This is a genomic window from Aeromonas sp. QDB23 (genome assembly GCF_027707745.1).
GTDB classification, from domain to species: domain Bacteria; phylum Pseudomonadota; class Gammaproteobacteria; order Enterobacterales; family Aeromonadaceae; genus Aeromonas; species Aeromonas allosaccharophila.
In genome coordinates this window covers 1-25,434 of sequence record NZ_JAPCJA010000008.1, presented here as the reverse complement: position 1 = coordinate 25,434, position 25,434 = coordinate 1, and the positions used below count along the sequence as shown (strand labels likewise).

The 25,434-nt window shown below is 57.9% G+C and carries 21 protein-coding genes and 1 pseudogene; 17 read left to right on the top strand and 5 right to left on the bottom strand.

The annotated features are described in order from the left end of the window. Positions 1 to 136 precede the first annotated feature (136 nt). The 8 genes from PG888_RS05660 to accA all read left to right on the top strand — a co-directional run bounded on the left by PG888_RS05660 (position 137) and on the right by accA (position 9,281). Positions 137 to 649, top strand: a complete 513-nt coding sequence (locus PG888_RS05660; RefSeq protein WP_005338563.1) for an OmpH family outer membrane protein — start codon at positions 137 to 139, stop codon at positions 647 to 649. 3 nt (positions 650 to 652) lie between these two features. After that, entirely contained in the window at positions 653 to 1,672 is a 1,020-nt protein-coding gene (gene lpxD / locus PG888_RS05655) for a UDP-3-O-(3-hydroxymyristoyl)glucosamine N-acyltransferase (protein WP_197970786.1), read from the top strand. Positions 1,673 to 1,696: 24 nt separating this feature from the next. Further along, the gene (gene fabZ / locus PG888_RS05650) at positions 1,697 to 2,158 is read left to right on the top strand and encodes a 3-hydroxyacyl-ACP dehydratase FabZ (RefSeq protein WP_005338559.1); all 462 of its coding nucleotides are present in this window, start codon (positions 1,697 to 1,699) and stop codon (positions 2,156 to 2,158) included. Positions 2,159 to 2,163: 5 nt separating this feature from the next. After that, positions 2,164 to 2,955, top strand: coding sequence for an acyl-ACP--UDP-N-acetylglucosamine O-acyltransferase (gene lpxA / locus PG888_RS05645; protein ID WP_182939069.1), 792 nt, complete (start codon positions 2,164 to 2,166; stop codon positions 2,953 to 2,955). Then, on the top strand, positions 2,948 to 4,087 hold the full coding sequence (gene lpxB, locus PG888_RS05640; RefSeq protein ID WP_182939070.1) for a lipid-A-disaccharide synthase: 1,140 nt from the start codon (positions 2,948 to 2,950) through the stop codon (positions 4,085 to 4,087). Before lpxA ends, lpxB begins: the two co-directional genes overlap by 8 nt. 119 nt (positions 4,088 to 4,206) lie before the next feature. Further along, complete coding sequence (gene rnhB, locus PG888_RS05635) at positions 4,207 to 4,797, top strand: ribonuclease HII (RefSeq protein WP_005343795.1); 591 nt, start codon at positions 4,207 to 4,209, stop codon at positions 4,795 to 4,797. Positions 4,798 to 4,835: 38 nt separating this feature from the next. Continuing rightward, positions 4,836 to 8,315, top strand: a complete 3,480-nt coding sequence (gene dnaE, locus PG888_RS05630) for a DNA polymerase III subunit alpha (protein ID WP_182939071.1) — start codon at positions 4,836 to 4,838, stop codon at positions 8,313 to 8,315. Positions 8,316 to 8,330: 15 nt separating this feature from the next. Then, positions 8,331 to 9,281, top strand: a complete 951-nt coding sequence (gene accA / locus PG888_RS05625; protein ID WP_042657956.1) for an acetyl-CoA carboxylase carboxyl transferase subunit alpha — start codon at positions 8,331 to 8,333, stop codon at positions 9,279 to 9,281. 303 nt (positions 9,282 to 9,584) lie between these two features. On the opposite strand, the gene PG888_RS05620 is transcribed toward accA, so the two are convergent. Next, the gene (locus tag PG888_RS05620; RefSeq protein ID WP_005338547.1) at positions 9,585 to 9,767 is read right to left on the bottom strand and encodes a DUF3545 family protein; all 183 of its coding nucleotides are present in this window, start codon (positions 9,765 to 9,767) and stop codon (positions 9,585 to 9,587) included. Positions 9,768 to 9,925: 158 nt separating this feature from the next. Beyond that, positions 9,926 to 10,876 (bottom strand): transaldolase, encoded by a 951-nt coding sequence (tal, locus tag PG888_RS05615; protein WP_042058455.1) that lies wholly within the window; start codon positions 10,874 to 10,876, stop codon positions 9,926 to 9,928. A gap of 701 nt (positions 10,877 to 11,577) precedes the next feature. Here tal and PG888_RS05610 point away from each other — a divergent pair. Continuing rightward, on the top strand, positions 11,578 to 13,008 hold the full coding sequence (locus PG888_RS05610) for an alanine/glycine:cation symporter family protein (protein ID WP_042058457.1): 1,431 nt from the start codon (positions 11,578 to 11,580) through the stop codon (positions 13,006 to 13,008). A gap of 75 nt (positions 13,009 to 13,083) precedes the next feature. Here PG888_RS05610 and PG888_RS05605 read toward each other — a convergent pair whose 3' ends face one another. From PG888_RS05605 to PG888_RS05595, 3 genes are read right to left on the bottom strand one after another with little or no spacing between them, the layout of a single operon-like run. Beyond that, on the bottom strand, positions 13,084 to 15,099 hold the full coding sequence (locus PG888_RS05605; RefSeq protein ID WP_182939072.1) for a transglutaminase family protein: 2,016 nt from the start codon (positions 15,097 to 15,099) through the stop codon (positions 13,084 to 13,086). Continuing rightward, positions 15,086 to 16,081 carry a DUF58 domain-containing protein gene (locus PG888_RS05600; protein WP_182939073.1) on the bottom strand — a complete coding sequence of 332 codons (996 nt, stop codon included), beginning with the start codon at positions 16,079 to 16,081 and terminating at the stop codon, positions 15,086 to 15,088. The genes PG888_RS05605 and PG888_RS05600 overlap by 14 nt, the downstream gene beginning before the upstream one ends. Beyond that, positions 16,081 to 17,013, bottom strand: a complete 933-nt coding sequence (locus tag PG888_RS05595; RefSeq protein ID WP_442866238.1) for an AAA family ATPase — start codon at positions 17,011 to 17,013, stop codon at positions 16,081 to 16,083. The genes PG888_RS05600 and PG888_RS05595 overlap by 1 nt, the downstream gene beginning before the upstream one ends. 187 nt (positions 17,014 to 17,200) lie before the next feature. On the opposite strand from PG888_RS05595, the pseudogene blaFOX reads away from it, so the two are divergent. The 8 genes and pseudogenes from blaFOX to PG888_RS05555 all read left to right on the top strand — a co-directional run bounded on the left by blaFOX (position 17,201) and on the right by PG888_RS05555 (position 25,416). Next, positions 17,201 to 18,348: pseudogene (gene blaFOX, locus PG888_RS05590) on the top strand (FOX family cephalosporin-hydrolyzing class C beta-lactamase). A gap of 322 nt (positions 18,349 to 18,670) precedes the next feature. After that, positions 18,671 to 19,843, top strand: coding sequence for an MFS transporter (locus PG888_RS05585; RefSeq protein WP_042058464.1), 1,173 nt, complete (start codon positions 18,671 to 18,673; stop codon positions 19,841 to 19,843). 18 nt (positions 19,844 to 19,861) lie between these two features. After that, a complete protein-coding gene (yidZ, locus tag PG888_RS05580) occupies positions 19,862 to 20,824 on the top strand; it encodes an HTH-type transcriptional regulator YidZ (protein ID WP_042058466.1) in 963 nt (320 codons plus the stop codon). A 462-nt stretch (positions 20,825 to 21,286) separates the two neighbouring features. After that, entirely contained in the window at positions 21,287 to 21,613 is a 327-nt protein-coding gene (locus PG888_RS05575; RefSeq protein WP_182939075.1) for a Bor/Iss family lipoprotein, read from the top strand. Positions 21,614 to 21,630: 17 nt separating this feature from the next. Further along, on the top strand, positions 21,631 to 22,143 hold the full coding sequence (locus PG888_RS05570) for a hypothetical protein (RefSeq protein WP_182939076.1): 513 nt from the start codon (positions 21,631 to 21,633) through the stop codon (positions 22,141 to 22,143). Further along, positions 22,140 to 22,652 (top strand): hypothetical protein, encoded by a 513-nt coding sequence (locus PG888_RS05565; protein WP_234603359.1) that lies wholly within the window; start codon positions 22,140 to 22,142, stop codon positions 22,650 to 22,652. Before PG888_RS05570 ends, PG888_RS05565 begins: the two co-directional genes overlap by 4 nt. Before the next feature lie 310 nt (positions 22,653 to 22,962). Next, positions 22,963 to 23,937, top strand: a complete 975-nt coding sequence (gene yidZ, locus PG888_RS05560) for an HTH-type transcriptional regulator YidZ (protein ID WP_270692923.1) — start codon at positions 22,963 to 22,965, stop codon at positions 23,935 to 23,937. Between the two features lie 684 nt (positions 23,938 to 24,621). Then, positions 24,622 to 25,416 carry an oligopeptide:H+ symporter gene (locus PG888_RS05555; protein ID WP_269475375.1) on the top strand — a complete coding sequence of 265 codons (795 nt, stop codon included), beginning with the start codon at positions 24,622 to 24,624 and terminating at the stop codon, positions 25,414 to 25,416. Positions 25,417 to 25,434 lie beyond the last annotated feature (18 nt).

The following is a 25,434-nucleotide window of genomic DNA, read 5'->3' as shown; positions in this document are numbered from 1 at the left end:
CCCACCCATGCGGTGGGGGTCTTCAATGATGGGACGCGCGGTATGCGTGCCTCACCAGGTAACAAGACGGTCCTAACACCGCTTGCATAATCGGGTAAATCAGGTAGCCCTCGCCATGAGGGAACAAGGAGTAAGTGTGAATAAAGCGTTGAAAGTAGCTGGTTTGAGCTTTGCACTGATGGCTGCCGGCATGGGTTCTGCCTTCGCTGAGACCAAGATCGCCGTGGTGGATATGGGCGAAGTCTTCCAAAAGCTGCCCCAGCGTGAAGCCGTTGCAGCCAAGCTGAAAGGCGAATTCGAGCCGCGCATGCGTGAGCTGCAGAAGCTGGAACAGGAAGGCCAGAAGCTGGTCGAGAAGTTCCGCAAGGATGAAGCCTTCATGAGCGCCGAGCAGAAGAAGCAGAACCAGGAGAAACTGGCCAAGCTGCAGATGGAGTTCAACCAGAAGCGTCAGGCGTTTGAACAGGACAACGGTCGCCGTCAGTCCGAAGAGCGCAACAAGATCCTGACCAAGGTACAGGCTGCCATCGATTCCATCGCCAAGAGCAATGGTTACGATCTGGTGCTGGAGCGTAATGCCGCCCCGTATGCCGCCAGCAAGCTGGATATCTCCGGTCAGGTTATTTCTCAGGTAAGCAAGAGCAACTAATTGATGGCATTCACTCTCGCACAGCTGGCCCAGCAACTGGGGGCCCAGGTCCATGGCGACGGAACCCTGGAAATCCGCAAGGTAGCGACACTGGAAAAGGCCGGGGAGGGGGATATCACCTTCCTGTCCAACAAAAAGTACCGGCACTATCTGGAGCAGAGCAAGGCGACTGCCGTGCTCATTACAGAAGCGGATCTGCCATTTTGTCCCACCAATGCCCTGGTGCTCAAAGACCCCTATGTGGGCTTTGCCCGGGTAGCCCAACTGCTGGACACTACCCCGCAGCCGGCCACGGATATCCATCCGAGCGCCGTCATCGCGGCTGACGTGCAACTGGGCGAGAGAGTGGCCATCGGCGCCAATGCAGTGATCGAATCCGGCGTCGTGCTGGGTGATGATGTACGCATTGGCCCGGGTTGTTTCGTTGGCAAGAATACCCGGCTGGGAGCTCGCTCCCGGCTGTGGGCCAACGTCACCCTCTATCACAATGTGACCATGGGTACCGACTGTCTGGTTCAATCCGGCACAGTGATCGGGGCCGATGGTTTCGGTTATGCCAACGAGCGTGGCGAGTGGATCAAGATCCCCCAGCTCGGCGGCGTGACCATTGGCAACCGGGTCGAGATCGGTGCCTGTACTACCATTGACCGCGGTGCGCTGGAAGATACCCGCATCGCTGACAACGTCATCATCGACAACCAGTGCCAGATCGCCCACAACGTGGAGATAGGTTACGGCACCGCCGTGGCGGGCTCCACCGTCATGGCTGGTAGTCTCAAGGTCGGCAAATATTGTATCATTGGCGGCGCTTCCGTCTTTAACGGGCATATGGAGATTTGCGATCAGGCCACCGTCACCGGTATGGCCATGGTGATGCGACCCATTACCGAGCCCGGTGTCTACTCTTCCGGCATCCCTCTGCAAACCAATAAAGAGTGGCGCAAGACCGCCGCCCGGGTGATGCGTATCGACGAGATGCACAAGCGGTTAAGCAAGCTTGAGAAGAAGCTGGATCAAGAATAATCACGATTGGTATAGGGTACTGTTTTGACTACTGAAAAGAAGAGCCTGGGTATCCAGGAAATCATGGATCTGCTGCCCCACCGTTATCCGTTCCTGATGGTGGATCGTGTCGACGATTACGAGATCAGCGATGAGCGCAAAACTCTGCGCGCCATCAAGAACGTCTCGTTCAACGAGCCGATCTTCCAGGGGCATTTCCCGGCCAAGCCGGTGTTCCCGGGCGTACTGATCCTGGAAGCGATGGCGCAGGCCACCGGTATCCTGGCCTTTACCATGGTGGGCAAGCCGTCTCCCAACGAACTCTATTATTTTGCCTCAATCGATAACGCTCGCTTCAAGCGCCCGGTCGGCCCCGGTGACCAACTGGTGCTGGACGTGGAGTTCCTGAAAGAGCGTCGCGGTATTGCCAAGTTCACCGGTGTCGCTACCGTCGACGGTGAAGTGGTCTGTACCGCCGAGCTGATGTGCGCCAAACGCGAGGTTTAACACACGTGATCGACCAGACTGCCATCATTCACGATACTGCCATCGTCCATGAGTCTGCCGTCATCGGTAAAGGGGTTGAAATCGGCCCCTTTTCTGTCATCGGCGCCGAGGTGGAAATCGGTGACAACACCTGGGTAGGTTCCCATGTGGTGATCAAGGGCCCGACCAAGATTGGCCGTGGCAACAAGATCTTCCAGCACACCTCCATCGGTGAGGATTGCCAGGACAAGAAGTACGCCGGTGAGCGCACCTTCCTCGAGATTGGCGACAACAACGTCATTCGCGAGAACTGCACCTTCCACCGTGGCACCATCCAGGATCAATCCCTGACCAAGGTGGGCAGCGGTAACCTGTTCATGGTCAACGTCCACGTTGCCCACGACTGCATCATCGGTGACAACTGCATCTTCGCCAACAACGCCACCTTGGCGGGCCACGTGGTGATCGGTGACTTCGTGATCTTTGGTGGCCTCTCTGCCATTCACCAGTTTGGCCGCGTTGGTTCCCACGCCTTCGTCGGTGGCTGCGCCGCCCTGAACAAGGATGTGCCGCCCTACGTGATGGCTGCCGGTAACTACGCCAAGCCATTCGGGGTCAACTCCGAAGGGCTGCGTCGCCGCGGTTATACGCCCGAGTCTATCTCTGCCGTCAAACGCGCCTACAAAGAGATCTTCCGTTCTGGCAAAACCATCGAAGAGGTGCTGCCGGTTCTGATCGAGATGGCGCAAGCCGAACCGGCCGTCCAGCTCTATGTGGACTTCCTCAAAGACAACGAGCGCGGGATCATCCGTGCCTGATCCGGTTCGTATCGGTATCGTCGCCGGAGAAGTCTCCGGCGACATTCTGGCTGCCGGTCTGGTGCGCGAGCTGCAAGCCCGTTATCCGGATGCGCAGTTCGAAGGGATTGCCGGGCCGCGGATGCAGGCCCTCGGCGTCAAGGCGCTGTTCGAGATGGAAGAGCTCTCCGTCATGGGGATCACCGAGGTGCTGGGCCGTCTGCCGCGCATCCTCAAGGTCCGTCGCGAATTGCTGCGCCACTTTATCGCCAATCCGCCCGATATCTTCATCGGCGTGGATGCACCGGATTTCAATATCGGAGTGGAGCTGAAACTGCGCCGCGCCGGTATCAAGACGGTTCACTATGTCAGCCCCTCGGTGTGGGCCTGGCGCCAGAACCGCATTCACAAGATCAAGGCCGCCACCGACATGGTGCTCGCCTTCCTGCCGTTCGAGAAAGCCTTCTACGACCGTTTCGACGCCCCTTGCCGCTTTGTCGGTCACACCATGGCGGACGATATTCCGTTGGTGCCGGATCAGGCTGCGGTGCGTCGCAAGCTGGGCATCGATGCCAATCGCCGCTGGCTGGCGGTACTGCCGGGCAGTCGCACTGCAGAAGTGGGCTTTATGTCTCCTCTCTTTCTCGAGGCGTGCAAACACCTGACGGTACGCTATCCGGATCTCGGCTTCATCGTGCCGCTGGTCAACCAGAAACGGCGCGAGCAGTTTACGGCCATCAAGACCGAAGTGGCACCGGATCTCGGCATGGTGCTGCTGGAAGGGCAGGGCCGCGAGGCGATGATCGCCGCCGACGTGGTGATGCTGGCCTCCGGCACCGCAGCGCTCGAAGCCATGCTGGTGAAAAAGCCGATGGTGGTGGGCTACAAGCTCAAGCCGTTCAGCTACTGGCTGGCCCAGCGACTGGTGAAGACCGAATTTGTCTCCCTGCCCAACCTGCTCGCCGGTCGGATGCTGGTGCCGGAGCTGATCCAGCACGAGTGCACCCCGGAGAATCTGGTGGAAGAGGTGAGCAAGTACTTCGAGCACGACAACAGTGCGCTGGTCAACACCTTCACCGAGCTGCACCAGCTGATCCGCTGCAATGCCGACTCGCAGGCCGCCGACGCGGTGGCGGATCTGCTCGGCAGATAACGCTATTTCGGACCATCGATTGCGCCGCGCCAACCGTTAATCCGTTTTCGAGCGGTGATGCCGCGCCAGTCGAACCCCTGTCAGGCCCCACGGGGCCTGTTTTGATTCAAGGCTACAAGATGATGATCGATATTCCTGACGACAAGCTGGTTGCCGGTGTGGACGAAGTGGGTCGTGGCCCGCTGGTGGGTGACGTGGTCACCGCTGCGGTCATTCTCGATCCCGCCAACCCCATTGTCGGGCTGGCTGACTCCAAGAAGCTCTCCGAGAAGAAACGGCTGGCGCTGTTTGACGAGATCAAAGAGAAGGCGCTCGCCTGGGCTATCGGTCGCGCCACTCCGGAGGAGATCGACGAGCTCAACATCCTGCACGCCACCATGCTGGCGATGCAGCGTGCCGTGGCAGGGCTCAAGGTCACCCCCGAGCTGGTCTTTATCGATGGCAACCGCTGCCCGGCATTGCCGATGGAAGCGCGCGCCGTAGTCAAGGGCGATAGCCTGGTGGCCGCCATCAGCGCCGCCTCGATCCTCGCCAAGGTGACCCGCGATGCGGAGATGACCGAGCTGGACAGCCGCCATCCCGAGTATGGCTTTGCCCGTCACAAGGGTTATCCGACCGCTGAGCACCTCGCCATTCTGGCCGAGCGTGGCCCGCTGCCCGAATATCGCAAGAGTTTCAAACCGGTGCGCCGCGCACTGGGGATCGAGTAGACCATGCCATTTAGTTTGAGCAGCGAGAGGAGATGACGATGGCTGAACCCCGTTTTATCCACCTGCGAGTCCACTCCGACTTCTCCATGGTCGATGGCCTGCAGAAGATCAACCCCATCGTCGGGGCGGCAGCGGCCAACAACATGCCGGCGCTGGCGCTGACCGATCAGATGAACATGTGCGGTCTGGTGCGCTTCTATGGTTCGGCCCACGGCAAGGGGATCAAACCCATCGTCGGTGCCGACTTCTGGGTGCAGAGCGATGAACTTGGCGACGAGCAGTTCCGCCTCACCCTGCTGGCCATGGACAACGACGGCTACCAGAACATCACCCTGCTCATCTCCCGCGGTTACCAGCGCGGTCACGTGCAGGGGCGCCCGGTTATCGACAAGAGCTGGCTCGCCGAGCATGCCAAGGGGGTGATCGTGCTCTCCGGCGGCCGCGAGGGGGATGTGGGCAAGTTCCTGCTCAAGGGCAACCGGCAGATGACCGAGCAGTGTCTCGCCTTCTACCAGACCCATTTCCCCGATGCCTACTACCTGGAGCTGCTGCGTACCGGTCGACCCGATGAAGAGGTCTACCTGCACATGGCGGTGGCCATTGCCACCGAGTTCGAGCTGCCGGTGGTCGCCACCAACGAGGTGGTGTTCCTCTCAGCCGATGATTTCGACGCTCACGAGATCCGTGTTGCCATCCACGATGGCTATACCCTGATGGACAAGCGCCGCCCCCGTCGCTACAGCCCGCAGCAGTACCTGCGCAGTCAGGAGGAGATGGCGGAGCTGTTTGCCGACATCCCAGAGGCGCTGGAGAACACGGTGGAGATCGCCAAGCGCTGCAACGTGACGGTGCGTCTCGGTGAGTATTTCCTGCCGAACTTCCCGACCGGCGATATGACTACCGAAGATTTTCTGGTGGCCAAGTCGAAAGAGGGTCTGGAGGAGCGACTCGAGTTCCTGTTCCCGGACCCCGCCGTGCGCGCCGCCAAGCGCGGCGAGTACGACGAGCGTCTCGACATCGAGCTGAAAGTGATCAACCAGATGGGCTTTCCGGGTTACTTCCTCATCGTGATGGAGTTTATCCAGTGGTCCAAGGACAACGGCATTCCCGTTGGCCCGGGCCGGGGCTCGGGTGCGGGCTCCCTGGTGGCCTATGCCCTCAAGATCACCGACCTCGACCCGCTGGAATTCGACCTGCTGTTCGAACGTTTCTTGAACCCCGAGCGGGTATCCATGCCCGACTTCGACGTCGACTTCTGCATGGATCGGCGCGATGAGGTGATTGAGCACGTCTCCGAGATGTATGGCCGGGATGCAGTCTCCCAGATCATCACCTTCGGCAGCATGGCGGCCAAGGCGGTGGTACGGGATGTGGGCCGGGTATTGGGCCACGCCTACGGCTTTGTCGATCGCATCTCCAAGCTCATTCCGCCGGATCCGGGTATGACCCTGGCCAAGGCGTTCGAGGCCGAGCCAAAACTACCCGAGCTCTACGAGCAGGATGAAGAGGTTAAAGACCTCATCGACATGGCCCGTCGCCTCGAAGGGGTGGTGCGCAACGCCGGTAAACACGCCGGTGGCGTGGTGATCGCGCCCACCAAGATCACCGACTTTGCGCCGCTCTATTGTGATGACGAGGGTCATCACCCGGTGACCCAGTTCGACAAGAACGATGTGGAGTACGCGGGTCTGGTGAAGTTCGACTTCCTCGGTCTGCGCACGCTCACTATCATCGACTGGGCGCTCGGCATGATAAACCCGCGTCTTGCCAAAGAGGGCAAGCCGCCGGTCGACATCGCCGCCATCCCCATCGATGACAAGAAGTCGTTCGACCTGCTGCAGCGCTACGAGACCACCGCGGTATTCCAGCTGGAATCCCGCGGCATGAAGGATCTGATCAAGCGGCTGCGCCCCGACTGCTTCGAAGACATGATCGCACTGGTGGCCCTGTTCCGACCGGGCCCGCTGCAGTCAGGCATGGTGGATAACTTCATCGACCGTAAGCACGGCAATGAAGCGATCTCCTATCCGGACGAGAAGTGGCAGCACGAGAGCCTGCAACCGATTCTGGAACCGACCTACGGCATCATCCTCTATCAGGAGCAGGTGATGCAGATCGCCCAGACCCTGGCGGGCTATACGCTGGGTGGCGCGGACATGTTGCGTCGTGCTATGGGTAAGAAAAAGCCCGAGGAGATGGCCAAACAGCGGGCCGGTTTCGAGGAGGGCGCCATCAAAAATGGCGTCGATGGCGAGCTGGCGATGAAGATCTTCGATCTGGTGGAGAAATTTGCGGGCTACGGCTTCAACAAATCCCACTCCGCCGCCTACGCGCTGGTCTCCTACCAGACCCTCTGGCTCAAGACCCACTTCCCGGCCGAGTTCATGGCGGCGGTGATGACCGCCGATATGGACAACACCGACAAGATCGTGACGCTGGTGGACGAGTGCCAGCGGATGGGGCTGACGGTGATCCCGCCGGATGTGAACACCGGTCGCTATCGCTTCTCGGTCAACGAAGATGGCCATATCGTCTACGGCATCGGGGCGGTGAAAGGGGTCGGTGAAGGCCCCATCGATGCGATCTTGAGCGCACGAGATCAGGACGGCCCGTTCCGAGATCTGTTCGACTTCTGCAACCGGGTCGACATCAAGAAGCTTAACAAGCGGGTGATGGAGAAGCTGATCCTCTCCGGCGCCATGGATCGGCTCGGCCCCCACCGCGCCGCCCTGATGGCGACGTTGGAGGAGGCGATGCGTGCCGCCGAGCAGCACGCCAAGGCGCAGGCTGTGGGGCAGGTCGACATGTTCGGCGTGCTCACCGAAGAGATTGACGACGTCAAGAAGGCGTTTGCCAACGTGCCGCACTGGCCTGACAAGGTGTGGCTGGAAGGGGAGCGCGAGACCCTCGGGCTCTATCTCACCGGTCACCCCATCAACCAGTACAGCAGCGAGTTGCGTCGTTATACCTCGGGTCGCCTGTGCGATCTGCATCCCACCTCCCGCGATACCGTGACCACGGCGGCGGGGCTGGTGATTGCAGCTCGCAGCATGGTGACCAAGCGTGGCAACAAGATGGGGATCTTCACCCTGGACGACCGTTCCGGTCGCCTCGATGTGACCCTATTCAGTGAAGCGCTGGAAAAATATGAAGAATTGATGCAAAAAGACCGCATTTTGGTGGTTTCTGGACAGGTCAGCTTTGATGACTTCTCCGGTGGCCTTAAAATGTCGGCTCGAGAATTACTGGATATCAACGATGCGAGGGAGCGTTTTGCCAGAGCAATCCGCATCTCCCTCGATGAACAGCGGATTGATGATCGCTTTTTCCCGCGTTTGTGCGAGATTTTGGAGCCCGCCCGTGCCGGAGTCTGTCCGGTTCAGGTAAACTATCGTCGCCCCGGCTCCCGGGTGCGATTGACGCTCGGTACCGAGTGGCGGGTGACGCCCACCGATCAACTGATAGATGACTTGCGAGTCCTGCTTGGACGAGAGCGGGTTGAATTGGTTTTTGATTAGAGGTTCTAAGGCCCTATGAGTCTTTTTCTGGATTTTGAACAGCCGATTGCCGAGTTGCAGGCGCAGATTGATGAACTCAAACATGTGAGTGAAGGCAATCACGCCGTGGATCTGAAAGACGAGATCCGCCGGCTGGAGAAGAAAAACGAAGAGCTGACCAAGAAGATCTTCGGTGATCTGGGTGCCTGGCAGGTATCCCAGATGGCGCGTCATCCCCAGCGCCCCTACACCTTTGACTATATCGAGCATATCTTCACCGATTTCGACGAGTTGGCTGGCGATCGCGCCTATGCCGATGACAAGGCTATCGTCGGCGGCATCGCCCGTCTCGATGGTGAGCCGGTGATGGTGATTGGTCACCAGAAGGGTCGCGAGACCAAAGAGAAGATCAAGCGCAACTTCGGCATGCCGCGTCCGGAAGGATACCGCAAGGCCCTGCGTCTGATGGAGATGGCCGAGCGCTTCAAGATGCCGATCATCACCTTTATCGACACCCCGGGCGCCTACCCCGGCGTCGGTGCCGAAGAGCGTGGTCAGTCCGAAGCGATTGCCCGCAACCTGAAAGTGATGGCCGGTCTGACCGTGCCGGTGGTCTGCACAGTGATTGGTGAGGGCGGTTCAGGTGGTGCGCTGGCCATCGGTGTGGGGGATCGCGTCAACATGCTGCAGTACTCCACCTACTCCGTCATCTCGCCGGAAGGGTGTGCCTCCATCCTGTGGAAGAGCGCTGACAAGGCCTCCGTAGCTGCCGAAGCAATGGGCATTACTGCCCAGCGTCTGAAAGAGCTGAAACTCATCGACAATATCGTCGAGGAGCCGCTCGGCGGCGCCCACCGCGACGTGGAAAAGATGGCCAAGCGTCTGAAAGACCGCATTCAGCAGGATCTGAACGCTCTGCGTCCGCTCGAGACCGAGCAACTGCTGGAACAGCGCTACCAGCGTTTGCTGGGCTACGGTTACTGCTAAGCGCAGCCTGACCTTGAGCATCCAGGCCCCCGTCATCGACGGGGGCTTTTTATTGCTGATGGCCTGTCTTGCGGTGAGTGCCCCAACACGCCCTGAAACGACGCAGGTCTGCATGGGCGGGTGAGGGGAGGGGTTGCCGTTGGCGAGGGCGGTCAGAGAGCAGGAAGAGGAGGGCTGTGCGCTTTGTCTGTCGCCGGTCTGTCTCTTGTCTGCAGTTATCCCGTGGCATCGCTTGCGGTATCCGATTTCGGCATAAAAAAGCGCCCCGGCTGTGCGGGGCGCTTTTACAGGTGTCTGGCGGTATTACAGTTCAATCTCGTCTGTAAGACCTTCATAGGCGATATCGATGGATTGCAGCTCCTTCTGCAGGCGATGCTTGTCTTTCAACGCCTCGATCTCACGCCATTTACGTTTTTTTCCCGTTGTCCCGCGGCTACGCGAACCGAGTTCAACCACCTCGTCATAATCGAAGTTGAACATTTCCATGGCTCCCTCCTTGGTTTTTATCGTTTTCACCACCCGTATAACATAACGAATCTGAAATTAAAACGTTTTCGTGACGACTCTATGACAGAGCTAGAAAAGCCCATGAAAAAAACCGGGCCCCTTGGTAGGGGCCCGGTTTTTTCAGAAAAAAGAACAGATTACAGGCGGCTTGCCAGCATGGTTTCCAGCTTGCCCTGGTCGATGGCGAACATGCGGATGCCTTCGCCCAGCTTCTCGTGGGCCATAGCGTCCTGGTTCAGTTCCCAGCGGAATTCGGCTTCGGTCATCGGAGTCGGCTTGGCTTTGCGCTCACCGGTGTAGTCCAGTTTGCGAACCACGGCGCCTTCGGTCTTGCTCAGCTCTTCCAGCAGGGCCGGGCCAATGGTCAGGCGATCGCAACCAGCCAGTTCCAGGATCTCGCCGGTGTTGCGGAAGCTGGCGCCCATCACCACGGTCGGGTAGTCGTGCTGCTTGTAGTAGTCATAGATGGCGGTGACGGATACCACGCCCGGATCTTCGCTGGCGGTGTAGTCACGGTTGTGCTTGGCCTTGTACCAGTCGAGGATGCGACCCACGAACGGGGAGATCAGGAAGGCACCGGCTTCGGCACAGGCACGGGCCTGGGCGAAGGAGAACAGCAGGGTCAGGTTGCACTGGATACCCTCTTTCTCCAGTACCTCGGCGGCACGGATGCCTTCCCAGGTGGAGGCCAGCTTGATCAGAATGCGGTCGTTGCTGATACCCGCTTCGTTGTAGAGACGGATCAGCTTGCGTGCTTTGGCGATGCTGGCAGCGGTATCGAAGGAGAGACGGGCATCCACTTCGGTGGAGATACGGCCCGGAACGATCTTCAGCACTTCCAGACCGATGTTGACGGCCAGCTTGTCGCCCGCGTCGATGATTTGCTGTGCCTTGTCCTGGCTCTGGGCTTTGGCCCAGTTGATGGCGTCTTCGATCAGCGGAGCGTACTCGGGGATCTCGGAGGCCTTCAGAACCAGAGAGGGGTTGGTGGTGGCATCGATGGGCTGATAGCGTTTGATGGCTTCGATATCACCGGTGTCGGCAACAACAGTGGTCAGGGCTTTCAGCTGGGTTAATTTATCGGCCATAGCGAATATCATCTCTTAATGAGGGAATCATCCCTGGGTTGCGGGCTTGAGACGGTGGTTCTGAAATAAAATTACAGGATCTTGGTGCCTCAGGCTCAGAAAAGCGCGATGGGGGCGGCCCATCGTCATTGCCTGCCTAATTAATACTTATGTGGTGCATCCTGCAATAGGGGCGCTTGGTTGTTAAATATTCAGGCTGGCCATTCATTCCGTTTCAATGAGCTAAAGTTGATGATTTATAAGGTTTTTTATCTTGTTTCTGCAGGCTTTTCCGGTTTGCTTCCGGCTCAACTTTTTTAGCCAATATCCATATTTGTGTCATCGATCACACAAATTGTCCTGTTGCGTACTTGAAATTTAATTACAGAGAAAACGTTTGGTGAAATATCCCCGTTTGAAAGCCATTTCAGGCAAGCGTTTGCGTTTTCGGATAACTCATCAGGGATATATCAAAGTGGTTCTCTTATGGGGCTTAATGGTGGCCTGCCTGATTAGATTATTGAGTTTGTTGAAAGTTTGCGATTTAAATGGAGCTTTATGGGCTTTTACCGTTCGTTTTTTGTGTCCCGAGTGATCGGGATCACTATTCCGGGCTCTCCCGCTGTGCTAGATTCCGCCCCTTTAGCGAAACGCTAATTAAACGACAGACAGAAAACGGTCAGCGCAGACTGACCATGGATGTGAATAACAACGAGAGAATTATGGACACCTTGATTGCGATGCTAAACGACCTGATGTGGGGAGCCGTGCTCATCTACCTGCTGATCGGGGTCGGTATCTTCTTCACCTTCAGACTGGGTTTTATCCAGATCCGTCACTTTGGCCACATGTTTTCCGTGCTGAAAAACAGCCGCAAATCGGACAACGCGGGCATCTCCTCTTTTCAGGCTCTCTGTACCAGCCTCGCCGCTCGTGTCGGCACCGGCAACCTGGCCGGTGTGGCCGTCGCCATCTATCTGGGTGGCCCGGGTGCCATCTTCTGGATGTGGCTGATCGCCTTTATCGGTATGGCGACGGCGTTTGTGGAAAGCACCCTGGCCCAGCTCTACAAGGTCAAGGATGAGGATGGCAACTACCGTGGTGGCCCGGCCTACTACATGGAAAAGGGCCTCGGCATGCGCTGGATGGGGGTGCTCTTCTCCCTCTGCCTGATCCTGGCATTTGGTCTGGTGTTCAACGCGGTGCAGGCCAACTCCATCAGTCTGGCGATGAAGGTGGCGTTTGGCATTCCTGACTGGGTCAGCGGTCTGGCGCTGGTGGCGCTCTCCGGCCTGATTATCTTCGGCGGCATTCGTGGCATCGCCCGTTTTGCCGAGCTGGTGGTGCCCTTTATGGCACTGGCTTACATCCTGCTGGCGCTGGTGATCGTGGCGATGAACATCACCGAGCTGCCCCATGTCTTCATGCTGATCATCAAGTCCGCCTTCGGGATTGAACAGGCGGGTTCCGGTGCGCTGGGTTATGCCATCTCCCAGGCGATGATCAATGGCATCAAGCGCGGTCTCTTCTCCAACGAAGCGGGCATGGGCTCTGCGCCCAACGCCGCGGCGACCGCCACTCCCTATCCGCCGCATCCGGCCTCTCAGGGTTATGTGCAGATGCTGGGGGTCTTTATGGACACCATCGTCATCTGCAGCTGTACCGCCGCCATCATCCTGATGTCCGGTCAGTTTGAGCCGGGCTCCGGCGTGACCGGTGTCGAGCTGACCCAGCGGGCGCTCTCCTCCCAGATTGGCAGCGGCGGCAACATCTTCATTGCTGCGGCCATCTTCTTCTTCGCCTTCACCTCTATCGTGGCGAACTACTCCTATGCCGAGACCAATCTGGTGTTCCTCGAGCACAACCACAAGGGCGGTCTGATGCTGTTCCGGGTGTTCGTGCTGGGGATGGTGATGTTCGGTGCCGTGGGTGAGTTGCCGATTGTGTGGGCGATGGCGGATGTCTCCATGGGGCTGATGGCCATCGTCAACCTGGTGGCGATCCTGCTGCTCTCCAGCGTTGCCATCAAGCTGGCCAAGGATTACAACGACCAGCTCCGGTTGGGCAAGGTGCCCACCTTCGATGCCAACAAGTACCCCGAGATCCGCTCCCAGCTGGAAGAGGGGATCTGGGACAATCCGACCAAAAAATAACAAGCGGTGAGTCAGACCTTGAGTCAAACCTCTTGAGTCAAAACTGAGGGGGGGAGCCAGTGGCTCCCCCTTCTTTTATCGCGTGCTCTTCGGCTGCTTATCCCAGCGCCGAACGAGCTGTCTGATACGTCGTCGCAACTGGCGCCAGCAGCGCCCTTGTTGCCGGTCGCTGAGGGGGGCATAACGCCAGCGGCGATAGAGCCACGCACTCTTTAGCAGGGGGTGGGCAAGGTCGGGGCGCAGCCGCACCAGTCGCTCGCACCATGCCCCCATGCTCTCGGCTGGCTGGGGTGGGCAGCCGCTGCGTTTGCCCCGTTTGAGCAGGGGCTGCCAGATACGCCGCTCTGGCGGCAGGCGGGCGGGCAACAGCAGGGGCAGGCTCACCAACAGTGCAACCAGCATCAGGCTGGCGAGGATCAACCAGGGGGTATGTCCCGCCAGAGCAGGCCAGCGCAGGCCGATCTGCTGCCAGAGCTGACCCGCATCGTGGCCAATCACCCAGCGGCTCCACTGGTAGTCGATATTGTTGCCCCACCAGCGCAGCTGATTGAGCAGGGCCCAGTTGCGATAACGCTGCAAAGCGAGCGGGTCGGCGGCGGTAAACTCGTCGTTCAGGGCCTCTGTTACGCCGCCTTCAATGCGCTCCGGCGCCACCGCGGCAGTGGGGTCGACTCGCCGCCATGATCCCCCTTCATCGAGATACTCCACCCAGGCGTGGGCATCGAACTGGTGTACCGCCAGATAGTTGCCTCTGGGATTCCACTCGCCGCCGAGATAACCGGTGACCAGCCGTGCCGGAATACCGGCCGCGCGCAGCACGAAGGCAGTCGCCATGGCGTAGTGGCCGCAAAAGCCGCGCTGGGTATCGAACAGGAACTCATCCACCCCGTCACTGCCAAGCCGTGGCGGGGTCAGGGTGTAGTAATAGGATTGGCTGCGAAACTGCGCGAGCAGGGCGGCGACCAGCGCTGCGCGATCCGGATAGCGCGCAGCCAGCGCTTGTCCATGGGCGCGCGCTCTCGGGTTGCCTCCGGCTGGCAGTTGCAGGTTGCGCTGGGCGGCTTGGCTATCAGCCTCGATCTGTGCTTTGCCGCGGCCAATGCGATAGCGGATCGCCACCTCGCCGCTTCCCTGACGATAGAGGGTGTCGAGAGGGGTAAGCAACACAGGACCTGCCAGCAGGCGCGGTTCACTCAGAGCAAAGGCCCAGCGGTGGCGCTGGGGCTCGGCGATCACCTCGTAGCTTCCGGCGGGTAACGGACTATCTGTCAGTTGATTGTTGGTCTGTGAAGATGACGCCAGAAGCGTGAGCCCGGTTTGCACCGGCACCGTCCGCTGCCACGCCTTGATCTCGGGGCTCAGCAGCCAGCGCTGGCCATCGAAAATCTCCTGCCGCATCACCGGAAAGTAACGCTCGCGTGCCGGGGGGGGGCCATCGGCAAAGGTGACGCGAAACGCCAGTTCGGAGGAGTTGACCAGTTCGCTGATATCGCCGGGGGCCAGCTCTTCCGAGAGCCCCGACAGGGCGCGGCTGGTGGTGGGCATCTGCCAGAGGGGCGGGAGCCTTGGCAGCAGCAAAAATAGAGTGATAAGCAGGGGAAGCGCCAGCAGCAGGGCGCCACCCGCGCTGCGCCAAGGCCGTTTCTGCTCGGGGGCGATGGCGGCGACCAGCGCGGTCACCGCCAGCCAGAGTGCCACCGCCATCCCGGCCGTCCAGCCGATACTTTGCCGCTGCACCAGCGCTAGCGCAATCAGAAAGAAGGCGAGCAGCAGCACCAGCTCGATATCCCGTTCGCGCCGGACCTCGATCATCTTCAGGCTATAGCTGAGCCAGAGTAGATTGATCAGGGCAGGCAGGGTGCCCAATGTGCGCCACTGCAGCCCCAGCAACACTAAGGTAGTGATGGCCAGCAGTGCTAACCAGCGCGCCGGAATGGGCGGCCAGCCGCGCCACAGCATCATGGCCCGGACGCAGAGGGTAGCGGCGCTTACTGTCACCACCCAGAGCTGCAACTGGGGCCAGAGCGCTGCGACCAGCAGCAGCTGTTGCAGGGCGATGAGTGGCAGCAGGCGGCGGTTATCGAGCTGCATCCCGTGTGCTCTTCGGTGGTGTCGCATCGAATCGGGCCAGTGCCAGCAGGCAGCGCTGCACAAAGGCGGCGCCGCTATCAGGCCCCAGCGTCTGGTTTGCCAGCGTCAGGGTGAAGGGGATACCCCGCTTGCCGTAATCGGCGCACCACCAGGCCAGCACCGCCAGCCGCTGCTCCAGATCCCCACCTGCGACCCGCTGCAAGGTGAGGTGAGTATCATCCTGCAGCGGTTCATGGAACTGCTTGGTCAGCAGGCCGCGCCCCTGAGCAAGCTGCTTCCAGGCGACCCGGCTCAGGGGCTCACCGGTTTGGTGTGTCCGCAGGGTATCAAAGTCACCGAGGGGGGCCGGAGCGGGCTGGCCCTGATGACCCTCGCTTTCGGTCGCATGTTCCCCTCTTAGCGCCCCGAACGCCGGTTTGGGGGCGAGCCAGCCCTCCAGCTGCAGATCCAGCAGTGACCAGCAGCGAAACAGGCCGAGAGGGTAGCGGCTCTCGACACGCAATTGGCCAAGGGGCAGTGGGCCACGGCGCGAGCCCGATACCGGCAGGATCAAGGTGCGGGGCACAGCGTCGGCCTGTGCCAGCCAGAGGGTCCCTTCGTTGAGGCTAAAACGGAGCGCCAGCACCGGGCGCCGGCTGTGCACCAAGATACGCATAGGAAGCTGGCTACCCGCTTCCCCCAGCACCAGCGGGCCCCCCAGCAGCTCCAGCCCCAACAGGTTGCGATGGGTGAGCCACATGGCGGCCATAAACAGACTGCCGAGACAGTAGGCCACCAGCAACACCAGATTGTTCTGGTAGTTGGTGCCGAGCAGATAGATGGCGAGTAGCACCAGCAGATAGAGCAGCCCCATGCGGGTGGGGAGGATAAAGAGGCTGTGAGTCCCTAGCGTGATCTGGCGGGCCGGGGGAATGCGGCGATCGAGCCAGCGTCGTTGCCAGTTTTCTCTCCTTTGCCGCCAGCGGGTGAACAAGGTGCTCATCAGGGGTTGTCCGGATCGACCCTGGCCAGCAGCCGCTGGCTCAGGGGGCTGGCCTCGCCGTGTTGCACGCCGAAGCTGCCCCGCAGCCGATGCTCGGCCACATAGGGGAAGACCGCCTGCACATCCTCCACCGTGACGAAGCGCCGCCCGGCTACCAGCGCCCAGGCCCGACTCACCGCCAGCAAGGTCTGGGCCGCCCGGGGGGAGAGGGGCTGTGGCAGATCCCCATCAAAGCGGCTCTGGTGCACCAGCGCCAGCAGGTAGTCGAGGGTGGCATCGGAAACATGGATGGCATCCCCTTCGTTTTGCAAGGCTGCCAGCTCGGCAGCATCCAGCATGGCGGGCAACGGACCACTCGGCTGGTGGCTCCGCAGCAGCTGGCGCTCCGCCACTCGCGGCGGAAAACCGAGAGAGAGTCGTACGGCGAAGCGATCGAGCTGGGACTCCGGCAGCGGATAGGTGCCCGCCTGATCCGCCGGGTTCTGGGTGGCGATGACGAAAAACGGATCGGGGAGGGGATGGGTGTGGCCCTCGATGCTCACCTTGCCCTCGGCCATCGCCTCCAGCAGGGCGCTCTGCACCTTGGGGCTGGCGCGGTTGATCTCGTCCGCCAGCAGCACCTGGGTGAAGATGGGGCCGGGGTGAAAGCGAAATGTTTGCTGCTGGGGGTCAAAGATCTGCAGCCCCAGCAGGTCGGCAGGCAGCAGATCGGCGGTGAACTGCATCCGCCGGCATGCCAGCCCCAGCACCTGCGCCAGCGCGTGGGCCAGGGTAGTCTTGCCCATGCCGGGCAGATCCTCGATCAGCAGATGACCGCGTGCCAGCAGCGTCACCAGCGCGATTTTCAGCTGTAGCGGCTTGCCCAGAATGACTCGCTCCAGTGTCGCCAGCACCGCCGTGATGTGCTCTTGTGATCTCACTTGCACCTCCATTTCTCTTTCTGGCTCTTTGGCACCTACAGCTTATACGCCAGCGAGCAGAGGGAGGGCTCATCGAGCCATAAGTGATGCAGCCTCGGCCATGTCCCTGTGACTTCACCGAGACTTCACACCGGCCCATCGTGGGCACATACATCTTGTTTATGCTAATGCCAATTTCATTCACCACGAGAATAATCATATGCAACAACTATGTGCGTTCGCGCTACTGACGCTAGGTAGCCTGCTGCTAGCCCCTTGTACTTATGCCAGCGAGGAGGCCCCGCTGACCGCCACAGTGGACGGCATTATCCAGCCGATGCTCAAGGAGTATCGGATCCCGGGGATGGCGGTCGCCGTACTGAAAGATGGCAAGGCCCACTATTTCAACTATGGGGTTGCCAACCGGGAGATTGGCCAGCGGGTCAATGAGCAGACCCTGTTCGAGATCGGTTCGGTCAGCAAGACCCTGACCGCGACCCTTGGCGCCTATGCCGCGGTCAAGGGGGGGTTGAGCTGGATGACAAGGTGAGCCAGCACGCCCCCTGGCTCAAAGGTTCCACCTTTGATGGTGTGACCATGGCCGAGATTGCCACCTACAGTGCGGGTGGTTTGCCGTTGCAGTTCCCCGATGAGGTAGATTCGAATGACAAGATGCGCACTTACTATCGGAGCTGGTCACCGGTTTATCCGGCGGGGACCCATCGCCAGTATTCCAACCCCAGCATAGGCCTGTTTGGTCACCTGGCCGCAAATAGTCTGGGCCAGCCATTTGAGCAACTGATGAGCCAGACCCTGCTGCCCAAGCTGGGTTTGCACCACACCTATATCCAGGTGCCGGAGTCGGCCATGGCGAACTATGCCTACGGCTACTCGAAGGAAGAGAAGCCCGTCCGGGTCACTCCGGGCGTGCTGGCGGCCGAGGCTTACGGGATCAAGACCGGCTCGGCGGATCTGCTGAAGTTTGTCGAGGCCAATATGGGGTATCAGGGAGATGCCGCGGTAAAAAGTGCGATCGCGCTGACCCACACCGGTTTCTACTCGGTGGGAGAAATGACCCAGGGATTAGGATGGGAGAGTTACGCCTATCCGGTGACCGAGCAGACATTGCTGGCGGGCAATTCACCAGCGGTGAGCTTCCAGGCCAATCCGGTTACGCGCTTTGCGGTGCCCAAAGCGATGGGCGAGCAGCGGCTCTATAACAAGACGGGCTCGACTGGCGGCTTTGGCGCCTATGTGGCGTTTGTGCCCGCCAGAGGGATCGCCATCGTCATGCTGGCCAATCGCAACTATCCCATCGAGGCCAGGGTGAAGGCGGCTCACGCCATCCTGAGTCAGTTGGCTGAGTGATCGGCCGAGTTCAGGGCGTCCAAATTTGACAGTGACGCCGGGGCAACCCCGGCGTCATGCGGGGATGCTCGTCTCCGGCAATCGTGCTGTGGTGGGTTTTGCTTCCTAAATGGCTCGATGATAGGAACAAAATTTCCTGATTGGAATGTACCGATCGCCATCTCTTCACTAGGTGCAGGAGAGGGCCCACCATATAGTTCCCCCCATTGCGGCCCTGTCCGATGTCATGTTCATTACGTTCGTTACCACCTTGGCCCTGCCCACTCTTCGCCTGTTGCTGCTTTCCGGCGGGGCTGGCGGGTCAATCTGCTATGGAGCATCCATGCCTGTATTCCTGTTGTGCAGTTTTCTGATGATCATCCTCTATCCGGTCGGGATCGATCTCTATCTGGTGGCAGTGCCCCAGATTGCCGATACCCTGCAGGCGAGCGAGGCGCAGATCCACACCGCCTTCTCCATCTATCTGTTCGGCATGGCGGCGACCGTGTTGCTGGGGGGAATGATTGCCGATCGCTACGGGCGGCGCTGGGTGGTGCTCGGGGGGGCGCTGATTTTTGTCGTCGCCTCGCTGGTGGCGGGTCATGCCGAAGGGATCTCCCAGTTCTACCTCGGCCGTTTCTGGCAGGGGGTCGGGGCGGGGGCGCTCTATATCATGACTTTTACCGTGCTGCGGGATGTACTGAGTCAGGAGCGGCTGGCGATGGCGCTCTCGATGATCAACGGGGTGATCTGCGTGATCCCGGTGCTAGCGCCGGTGCTCGGTTATCTCATCCTGTCCCATTTTGACTGGCGCGGGATCTTCGTGGCGATGGCGCTGGTGGCGGCCGTCAGCGGTCTGGTCAACCTGCTGCTGCTCAAGGAGACCCGTCCGGCCCGGCAACCGGGGAGTGGCGCGGCGCTGCCCTTTGCCCTGCTGCGCTCGCCGCGCTTTATGTTGCTCTCCCTGCTGACCAGTGCCAGCGTGACCGCCATTCTGGTCTATGTCAGCGTCTCGCCGCTGATCCTGATGAAGGAGTTTGGCTTCACGACCGAACAGTACTCCATCGTGATGATGGTGATGGCCGGGGTGAGTATGTCCACGTCTTTCCTGACCCCCCTGCTGTTGCGCCGTTTGGGCAAACAGAAGGTGCTGGCGGTGTCTCATCTCGCCTATCTGCTGGCGGCGTGCTCACTGCTCGGCAGCTGGCAGGCTGGGGACGATATCCATCTCTTGCTGCCGGGTTTTGCGCTGGTTTGTGTCGGCTTCTCCTGTGGCTTCGGGGTAGCGATGGGAGAGGCGCTCGATGGTTGCCAGCATAACGTGGCCTTTGCCAGCGCCGTGCTCTGCATCATGCAGATCAGCCTCTCCGGCCTCTATATCTGGTTGCTTGGCCGGCTCGGCTTTACTCCGTCCGAGATGCTGATCTATGCCCTGCTGCTGGCAATGCTCAGTTACCTGGCTGTCAAAGGGCTGGTACCATGGCTCGCGGTCCGTGAAGCGCGGTCGCAGGGCTGATGGAAGATGAGAGGGGATATGCGCAACCTGGGTGAACTCGATTTGAACCTGCTGGTGGTCTTCAAGTACCTGATGCAGGAGCGCAGTGTGGCAGGGGCGGCCAAAAAGCTCTGCGTCACCCCGTCGGCGGTGAGCAAGTCTCTGGCCAAGTTGCGGGAGTGGTTTGACGATCCCCTGTTTGTGCGGGTGCGGCAGGGGTTGCAGCCGACCAACCTCTCCCTGACCCTGGAGGAGGAGCTGAAGGTCTGGTTCCAGCTCACCGACAGCATCACCTCGCTCAATAGCGATGCGATCCCCGACGGTGCCCGCTTCACGCTGGTGATGGAGTCCCCCTTCTACATCAGCTTCCTGAGCGATCTGCCCATGACCATCTATGAGAAGTACCCGAAATCGGTGGTCAGGATGCTGGGGTGGGATCACCACTCCCTCAACGACATCGTCAATGGTGATGCGGATCTCGGCTTCTGCGCCCGCGAAACCCATGGCCGCTCCCGGGCCAAGGTCAACCGCTTGCCTTATTACATCGATCACGAGGTGCTGTTTACCGACCGTCCGGTGGTTTTTCTGCGCAAGGATCACCCGCTGCTTGAGCAGAAGTGGTCGCTGGAGAACTTTCTGGCCTGTCCCCAGATCAGCATGGTGTGGGAAGCGAACGATACCTGGGCCCTCGACAGTCTGCTGGAGGATGAGGGGCTGAAGCGGGAGGTGCCCATCATGGTCGCCAGTTTCGAGCAAGCGCTGCATATTGCCTCCCAGTCGAGCCACGAGCTGATCGCGGTGGCCCCCTCCTACTGTGGTGGTTATGCCAGTCGGCATCACGGCAATCTGATCGCCATGCCGCTGCCGCTGCCGGAGAAGCTCTATGCCCAGCTGGAGATCGCCTTCATCCTGTTGTGGCACAAACGGCACAATCAGGATGCCAAGGTGATGTGGCTGCGTAACGAGATCCGGCGACTCTATAACGACGAATTGCCACGCTAATGTGGCCGTGACGATGCCCATTGATTAGCCGGAGCCAGCTGTTTCGGCTTGTTATTGATTATTTAACCGGCGGTGATGATGGCGATGGATTATTTAGTTGCCTGTTTTTTCGCCAAACAATGTCGCAACATTCTTTCTGAAATGGAATGTTCTGACTTCTGCTTTTGCTGTAGACGCCAGCATGGGGCCGTTAGATACTGCGATTCATAACAAGAAAGGCTAACTTGCATTCAATCCCTATTGAGGGGGATGCAAGAGGTCGTACATTAAAATTGGCTTGAACAAACATCATTGCTCTGCGTTAACACGGGAAGTGTGGCAGATGATGCTGATCAAAAAACCTCATCACATATATCATTTTTAATTTTTACGGTCGTGACACTGCCATCCCAATATTGGCGGTGCCATATCTGGCAGTCAAAATTTGATGATATCATTGGCAGCACCAGCAAGGTAGTTTAAATGGTTAATTACAAAACGATCATTATCGTCTGCTTGACGGTTGTTAACTGTAGTTGTGCCAAACAGGTTATTGATGTCAATGCCTCACAGGCATTTATACTTGGTAACGAAAATAGTGTCAATTCGACAGATGTCACTAGCCACTTCTTCTTTTCAGATATTGATATTGGCCTGAGCGAGCCTATAGACGCCGCGGCTATTTGTCATGGTGCTGAAAATATTGTTCGGATTGAAACCAAGCAATCTTGGCTTGACTCTTTGGCTAGCGGAATCACCTACGGTATTTATACCCCACGGGAAGCCAGAATTTATTGTTCCAAAAAATAATAGTGAGAAATTTTCTGATGATGGATAGTCATAAATGGGTATTGTTGGGGGCTTGTATGGCCACCCTGTCTGGCTGTGGTGGCTCAGATGATCATAAATCAACTATAGAAACCAAGGTTGCACCTGTTCCTCATATTTCTGCTGAATCTTCTCAGGAGAATATCATTAAACAAGGTATCACTTTACCACAGCCGGGTATTTATCAGACCGCGCTGCTTACTCAAGGTCATATTCAGAAGATAATAAATAACATTGATAGCCTTGCCATCGTTTATCCCCGTGGTGAACACGAGTTGCGTTGGGATGTTTTGGCTGATGATGGCGACTTCGCCACTTGGTGGATTGGTCGGGCCGAGTTACTGGCCGGTAGCGACAAGCCATCGACGTTGAACCTGACGCGCATTAGCAGAAAGAAAGATGCGGGTAATTTCGTGATGATAAGGGCGATAATGGTGCTGAGTTACAAGCATCACCTTATCAAATACAAAGTAATACCCCTAGCAAAGTGTTATTTAAAAGTTGGCCTGTGATTAATGTGGATGGTATCGCAACCAGATATTCTGCATTTGATTTCTCCAGTACGGGTATTTCTGTCTACAATAATTGGAGTGGTTATGTGGCAATTATTCCGCCTCAGCGTGCCACAATCGGGACTAATATCAGGACTAATAATTGGAAAATAAAATCAGGGCTGGCAACAGAAATGTTGGGAAACATCGATGTTACCAATAATAGTGGTAAGTTAACAGTTGGTATGGAGTTGCCATCGGCTGGGTGCACTGTAGTTGGTAAAGGTGATGTGGATACCAGCAAGCCATTAAGCAAACTGACCTTTACTGGATTTGAAAAATGCAAGTTTGCTATAGATGATGATGCGGGTTGGAGTCAGGCTGATTACAAAAACACAGAGGGTTTAGCTAAAGTAAAAGGTACAGCTATTGCGTATGTGGCCGAATTTAAAGATGAAAAAAATATCGAAAATTTAGTTATCGGATTCCCTGAACTCAATGGCGTAATCTTCAAACTAGCAGATAAATAATTTATTTCTGTAATTTGAGCCACATGAGGTACCGTGTTACCTCATGTGGCTTACCATTGAAGTTATATTGAACAGATAATATCTTTTCTATCAGTCTGAGCTATCCAAGTTCCATCAGTGACGCTTTGCATTAGTTGCCAGTAGTCTTTTCTGTTAATATTCATATTTAACAGAATGCAAATAGGACCAACTGGGGGGACTACCCATTCCCTTTTTTGGCAGAGATAAGTGAATGCTTCTTCTCAGCCAGATAATGGGCCGTATCTGTTGTGGAATGGCCCCCCAGAGCACGCAAGTTGCAAGAGGTTGTATGCGAACACTGAGTGAACTCGATTTGAACCTGCTGGTGGTGTTCAAATATCTGATGGCTGAACGTAGTGCCACGGGTGCGGCTACGCTGCTCGGTGTCACGCCTTCCACTGTGAGCAAGTCGCTTGCCAAATTACGGGTCTGGTTTGGCGATCCGCTGTTTGTGCGGGGACGCAAAGAGTTGCAGCCCACTAATCTGGCCTTTGCCCTCGAAGAAGAGCTGAAACTCTGGTTTCCCCTTACCGAACGGATCGCGTCACTCAATAGCGAGGCCATCCCCGATGGCGCCCGTTTCAGTCTGGTGATGCAATCCCCGTTCTACAACAGCTTGCTCAGTGATTTGCCGATGGCCATCCATGAGAAGTACCCCAACTCTGTGGTCAAAATGCTGGGATGGAACCGCAACTCCCTCAATGACGTTGTCAACGGTGATGCGGATCTGGGGGTCTGTGTCCGCGAGAGTTATAGCCGTTCTCAGCTCAAGCTCAGCAATCTGCCCTATTACATCGATCATGAAGTGTTGTTTTGCGATCGGCCTGTGGTCTTCCTGCGCAAGGATCACCCCCAGCTTCAGCAGGAGTGGTCAATGGAGAATTTTCTCAATTGCCCTCATAGCAGCGTGGTGCTGGAGGTCAAGGAGACCTGGGGGCTGGATCTGCTGCTGGAGGATGAGGGACTGATCCGTAAAGTCCCGGTCATGGTCTCCAGCTTTGAGCAGTCATTGCACATCGCATCCCAGCCTGACAACAATCTGATCGCGGTCGCCCCCTCTTATTGCGCCGGACATGCAGCGAAATATCATCCCAATCTGATCACCAGGCCACTGCCCCTGTCTGAAGCGCTTTATCAGCAGTTGGAGCTCACCTTTATCCTGCTGTGGCATAAGCGTCACAATCAGGACGCCAAGGTGTTGTGGCTGCTCAATGAGATACGACGGCTCTATCACCGGGAGTCGATGCCCGTGGGCAGTCAATAATGGGAGCCGGGGCAAGATGCTCCGGCTTTTTTTGTTGCGTAGTGGCGTGATAGGTCGAGCGTGAACCTCATTGATCCAGAAAGCGTTCCATTCAGCGCCGCATATACACAAATGGGCACTGACTGCACGTCTCGTGTGAAGCTCTTTGCACGAAAAAAATTCATGTAGTTTCATTAGAAAACTTCACTAATTGATGATTTTAAAGTGTGATCAACCATTAAGTTCCTGTATTTCCAGTGATATAGCATGGCAACCTTCGATATGGTGGGGTTAAACATAACCCGCATGAGGTGATCCTCCGCAGAGCGGGTGAGTGAGCCAGCCTCAACGGTCGCCAGTGGTTGCGGTTGTGCCATGCCCCGGCTATCCGGCTACCCGTCGTGTGCGCCGGACCAGAGGAGAGTAAGCATCGAGGTTGATGAACCGGCTTGAGTGAAGGGATGCAGCAAAGGTGAAGCCTGGAGCCCGTAACGGCACAGGGCGACGCCATTCACCCATCCCCCGATAACCCGTGATTGCACCGGTTAGATGAAAAATATCTTTCATCGAACGGGGCGCGTGCACCCGAAAATATCCAGATTGGCAGGCTGACGGTGTCCCCTTTATAGCAATGAGGGATCAGAAAATAGTGAAGCAGCCGCCACCAGATTAATAAAAAATAAACCTCAATAAAGGCAGGTTAATATGCGTCCAGCAACAGCACCCACGGGGTTGTTACAACAACCCAAACCCTTCTTCATGATCTTTTTCGTCGAGCTCTGGGAGCGCTTCGGTTATTACGGCGTGCAGGGGATCCTGGCGGTCTTCTTCGTGCAACAACTGGGATTTTCCCAAGAGCAATCCTTTATTACCTTCGGTGCCTTCTCGGCGCTGGTATATGGCCTGATCTCGGTCGGTGGCTATGTCGGCGACCATGTGCTCGGCACCAAGCGCACCATGGTGCTCGGGGCTATCGTGTTGGTGATCGGTTACTTCATGACCGGTCTCTCTATCTATAATCCCGACCTGATCTTCTACGCGCTGGGCACTATCGCAGTCGGTAACTGCCTGTTCAAGGCCAATCCGGCCAGCCTGCTGTCAAAATGCTACCAGCCAAAAGATCCGCGGCTGGATGGGGCTTTTACCCTGTTCTATATGTCGATCAATATCGGCTCCCTTATTTCCCTCTCGCTTGCGCCAGTGATTGCCGATCACTACGGCTATACCGTGACGTATAACCTGTGCGGGGTCGGGCTGATTATTGCGCTGCTCACCTTCTTTGCCTGCCGCAATATGGTCAAGGATATCGGCTCCGAGCCGGATCACCTGCCGCTCAGTTACAGCAAGCTGCTGCTGGTGATAGCGGGCTCGGTGGCCATGGTGTTTTTCTGTGCCTGGCTGATGCACCACGTGGTGATCGCCAACATGGTGCTGATCTTAACCATCCCCTCATATGAGCGAGGCGTGGCGCGGCTTCTGAGGTATGATCGCCATCCTTGACCAGCTAATACCCAACAG

Excerpts from the sequence above, each read along its gene's own strand:
- lpxD (WP_197970786.1), top strand. The coding sequence starts at position 653 with ATGGCATTCACTCTCGCACAGCTGGCCCAGCAACTGGGGGCCCAGGTC.
- rnhB (WP_005343795.1), top strand. The coding sequence starts at position 4,207 with ATGATGATCGATATTCCTGACGACAAGCTGGTTGCCGGTGTGGACGAA.
- dnaE (WP_182939071.1), top strand. The coding sequence starts at position 4,836 with ATGGCTGAACCCCGTTTTATCCACCTGCGAGTCCACTCCGACTTCTCC.
- accA (WP_042657956.1), top strand. The coding sequence starts at position 8,331 with ATGAGTCTTTTTCTGGATTTTGAACAGCCGATTGCCGAGTTGCAGGCG.
- PG888_RS05620 (WP_005338547.1), bottom strand. The coding sequence starts at position 9,767 with ATGGAAATGTTCAACTTCGATTATGACGAGGTGGTTGAACTCGGTTCG.
- tal (WP_042058455.1), bottom strand. The coding sequence starts at position 10,876 with ATGGCCGATAAATTAACCCAGCTGAAAGCCCTGACCACTGTTGTTGCC.
- PG888_RS05610 (WP_042058457.1), top strand. The coding sequence starts at position 11,578 with ATGGACACCTTGATTGCGATGCTAAACGACCTGATGTGGGGAGCCGTG.
- PG888_RS05605 (WP_182939072.1), bottom strand. The coding sequence starts at position 15,099 with ATGCAGCTCGATAACCGCCGCCTGCTGCCACTCATCGCCCTGCAACAG.
- PG888_RS05600 (WP_182939073.1), bottom strand. The coding sequence starts at position 16,081 with ATGAGCACCTTGTTCACCCGCTGGCGGCAAAGGAGAGAAAACTGGCAA.
- PG888_RS05595 (WP_442866238.1), bottom strand. The coding sequence starts at position 17,013 with ATGGAGGTGCAAGTGAGATCACAAGAGCACATCACGGCGGTGCTGGCG.
- PG888_RS05585 (WP_042058464.1), top strand. The coding sequence starts at position 18,671 with ATGCCTGTATTCCTGTTGTGCAGTTTTCTGATGATCATCCTCTATCCG.
- yidZ (WP_042058466.1), top strand. The coding sequence starts at position 19,862 with ATGCGCAACCTGGGTGAACTCGATTTGAACCTGCTGGTGGTCTTCAAG.
- PG888_RS05575 (WP_182939075.1), top strand. The coding sequence starts at position 21,287 with ATGGTTAATTACAAAACGATCATTATCGTCTGCTTGACGGTTGTTAAC.
- PG888_RS05570 (WP_182939076.1), top strand. The coding sequence starts at position 21,631 with ATGATGGATAGTCATAAATGGGTATTGTTGGGGGCTTGTATGGCCACC.
- yidZ (WP_270692923.1), top strand. The coding sequence starts at position 22,963 with ATGCGAACACTGAGTGAACTCGATTTGAACCTGCTGGTGGTGTTCAAA.
- PG888_RS05555 (WP_269475375.1), top strand. The coding sequence starts at position 24,622 with ATGCGTCCAGCAACAGCACCCACGGGGTTGTTACAACAACCCAAACCC.